The sequence below is a fragment of the Syntrophomonas sp. UBA5494 genome, assembly GCF_002426325.1.
Genome location: NZ_DIPG01000057.1, coordinates 28,868 through 31,621, shown reverse-complemented (window position 1 = coordinate 31,621; position 2,754 = coordinate 28,868). Strand labels below are relative to the sequence as shown.

At 51.5% G+C, this 2,754-nt stretch carries 4 protein-coding genes; all 4 read right to left on the bottom strand.

Features of this window, described 5'->3' with window-relative positions:
* A partial coding sequence (locus B3W37_RS06765) for a substrate-binding domain-containing protein (protein WP_483175153.1) occupies positions 1–333 on the bottom strand: 333 nt, incomplete at its 3' end.
* 15 nt (positions 334–348) lie between these two features.
* Positions 349–1,044: an ABC transporter ATP-binding protein gene (locus B3W37_RS06760; RefSeq protein WP_481039656.1), complete on the bottom strand. Its 696-nt coding sequence runs from the start codon at positions 1,042–1,044 to the stop codon at positions 349–351.
* Positions 1,037–1,738: an ABC transporter permease gene (locus B3W37_RS06755; RefSeq protein ID WP_483171706.1), complete on the bottom strand. Its 702-nt coding sequence runs from the start codon at positions 1,736–1,738 to the stop codon at positions 1,037–1,039. Before B3W37_RS06755 ends, B3W37_RS06760 begins: the two co-directional genes overlap by 8 nt.
* 29 nt (positions 1,739–1,767) lie before the next feature.
* Positions 1,768–2,652, bottom strand: a complete 885-nt coding sequence (locus tag B3W37_RS06750; protein ID WP_483171705.1) for an ABC transporter substrate-binding protein — start codon at positions 2,650–2,652, stop codon at positions 1,768–1,770.
* Between the last annotated feature and the right edge of the window lie 102 nt (positions 2,653–2,754).

The following is a 2,754-nucleotide window of genomic DNA, read 5'->3' as shown; positions in this document are numbered from 1 at the left end:
GACTCTCTCGGTGCCATAACCGTCAGCAACGAATTTTTCTTCCAGGGCTTTGGCATGAACCACTACTAAATCCACGCTGCCACCCTCTGCAATCTTGAGCGCCGCACTGGTTCCGGCTCCAACATGACGAACCCTTACTCCGGTTTGTTGTTCATAAGCATCCTCAAGAGCGCCTATGATGCCGGCATCGATCGGGCCGATAGTACTGGATAAAAACACCTGTTTGACTTCTTTGGCCGGAGCGGGCTGCTGCTGGCTGCATCCCGGCAGGGCAAAACACCCGACCGCCAGCAAAACCACCAGCAACAAAGCTATATGCCTGTGCCTCTTCACACTTTCATACTCCTCTCACATTCTGAATTTATCATTGACCGTACAGTCGGCTACTGCTTGCCGGCTCACGATCTCCCCGTCTTCCATGTAATAGATGATGTCAGTCAGATCCATGGCCTCCCTGATATGATGGGTCACCATGACAGTGGTTATCTTCTGCTCTTTTAAGAGTCTGCCGATGTCCTGCTTGAATTCATTGCGGGTTTCTTTGTCCAAATTGCTGAAGGGTTCATCCAGCAATATGATCTCCGGCTGCAAGACCAAAGCCTGCGCGATAGCCACCCGCTGGGCCTCTCCCCCGGAAAGCGACCTGGCCCGTTGTCTGGCCAGATGAGCTATGCCCAGCCTTTCCAGCCAGGGTTTCACCTGTCTCTCCCGCTGTTTGCGACTCATATGGCGGAATTTGAGACCTAATTCCACATTCTCCATCACACTCAAATCGAGCATCATGGGCTTTTGGAAAACCATTGCCATTCTGCGCCGCAAATCCAAAAGGGTTTGATCTTTGCCCTTTTTGCCGAACCAGGTGATTGTGCCCGTAGTCGGTTCCAACAACGCCGCCATAATCAGCATCAGACTGCTTTTCCCGGCGCCATTGGGTCCCATCAGGCTGATGGACTGCCCGTCTTCCAGGGAAAAATAAGGGATATTCAGGATGGTTCGCCGGCCTAATACCAGGGTCATAGCTTTGATTTCGATGACCTTATCCATTGTTGCTTCTCCATTGCTGCAAGATAGTCAAGAGCGCGGTAACGCCGTAGGCCAGCAGAAGCAGAATAATGCTTAAGGCGATGGCCACATCGAAGTTGCCTTTGTTGACCTCCATAACCGTAGCCGTTGTCAACACCCTGGTCTGGCCTTTAATATTGCCGCCCACCATCATGGAAGCGCCAACCTCGGACACCACTCCTCCAAAACCAGCCATGACAGCAGCCAGCAGTCCCAACTTGGCTTCCTTGACCAGGCTCCATAACATCTGCAGGCGGTTGGCGCCTAGTGCCAGTAATTGCATCCGCAACCGGGGATTGATTTGCTGAATCGCCGCCAGGGTAAAACTGACCACTATCGGAGAGGCAATCACCGCCTGGGCGATGATGATCGCCAGAGGGGTATAAATGATATTCAAATCCCCAAAAGGGCCTGACCGCCATAAAAATATACTGACCCATAATCCTACCACTACTGGCGGCAGGCCCATGCCGAAATTAGCCAGACTGACAAGAAAATTGCGACCAGGGAACCGACCCAGGGCTAAAATGGCTCCCAGGGGAACACCGATTAAAACGCTTACCAGGGTGGCTGTTCCCGATACCTTGAGGGTAAGCCAGGTAACCTCCAATACTTCCGGATCCAAGGCGAACAGCATCTGAAATGCCTTGACCAGACCTTGCCAGATCAGTTCCACATGATCACCCCAAGCTATGAATTAATGGTTTATTTACCGAGATCCGCCTCATTCTTGCCGGCATCAGCATAGAACAGAGGCTGCCCGTATTCTGCCACCTTGAATTCCGAGATAATCTTCTGGGTGTCAGGCGCTATCATGAACTCGACAAAAGCCTTGGCGCCAGCCGCATTGACTTTGGGGAACTTCTCGGGGTTGACCTGCATGACATGATAGATATTCAACAGAGCTTTTTCGCCTTCCACCAGTATCGCCAGACTGAGGTTCTTCTTCTGAGCCAGGTAGGTGGCGCGGTCGGTCAGAGTATAGCCTTCCTTCTGCTGGGCTACGGTAAGGGTCTGTCCCATGCCCTGGCCGGTTTCCTGATATTTGTCACTCACGGTGGGGGTTATTCCGGCAGCTTTCCATAGATTCTTCTCCATAGTGTGGGTTCCGGAATTATCACCGCGAGAGATAAACAGGGCGCCTTTTTCATTGATTTTCTTGAAAGCCTCGGCAGCGGTCGCAGTTCCCTTTATCTGCGCGGGATCGCTCTCCGGTCCGACGATGATAAAATCGTTATGCATAACCAGCTGGTAATTGATGGCTTCGCCGTTATCCACTATCGGTTTCTCCTGAGAAGGTGCATGCGTCAGCAGCACATCGGCTTCGCCCTTCTGGCCCATAGTTATTGCTGCTCCGGTCCCGACCGCAACAGTTTTAACCACATATCCGGTCTTCTTTTCAAACTCCGGAACCAAGACATCCAACAGGCCGCTGTCCTGTGTACTGGTAGTAGTGGCCAAAATGACATCCTTGGTCTGTTCAGCAGCTGGGGGCGCTTGCTGCTGCGGCTGTTGCTGAGCACAGCCTACAATGCTTAATATGAATATTAATAGAATAGCCAGGGGTAAAAACCTTTTTTTCGACAACATTAATAGTCCCTCCCTAATATTACATTTCTAAGGCTATAGCTGTCCTCCATACGCATATACAAAAAGGTCAAACCCGCCATGAGCAGTTTCGACCCCGGGGAT

What these genes read in the sequence shown, in the direction of transcription:
- B3W37_RS06760 (WP_481039656.1), bottom strand. Translation starts at nt 1,044, where the DNA reads ATGGATAAGGTCATCGAAATCAAAGCTATGACCCTGGTATTAGGCCGG.
- B3W37_RS06750 (WP_483171705.1), bottom strand. Translation starts at nt 2,652, where the DNA reads ATGTTGTCGAAAAAAAGGTTTTTACCCCTGGCTATTCTATTAATATTC.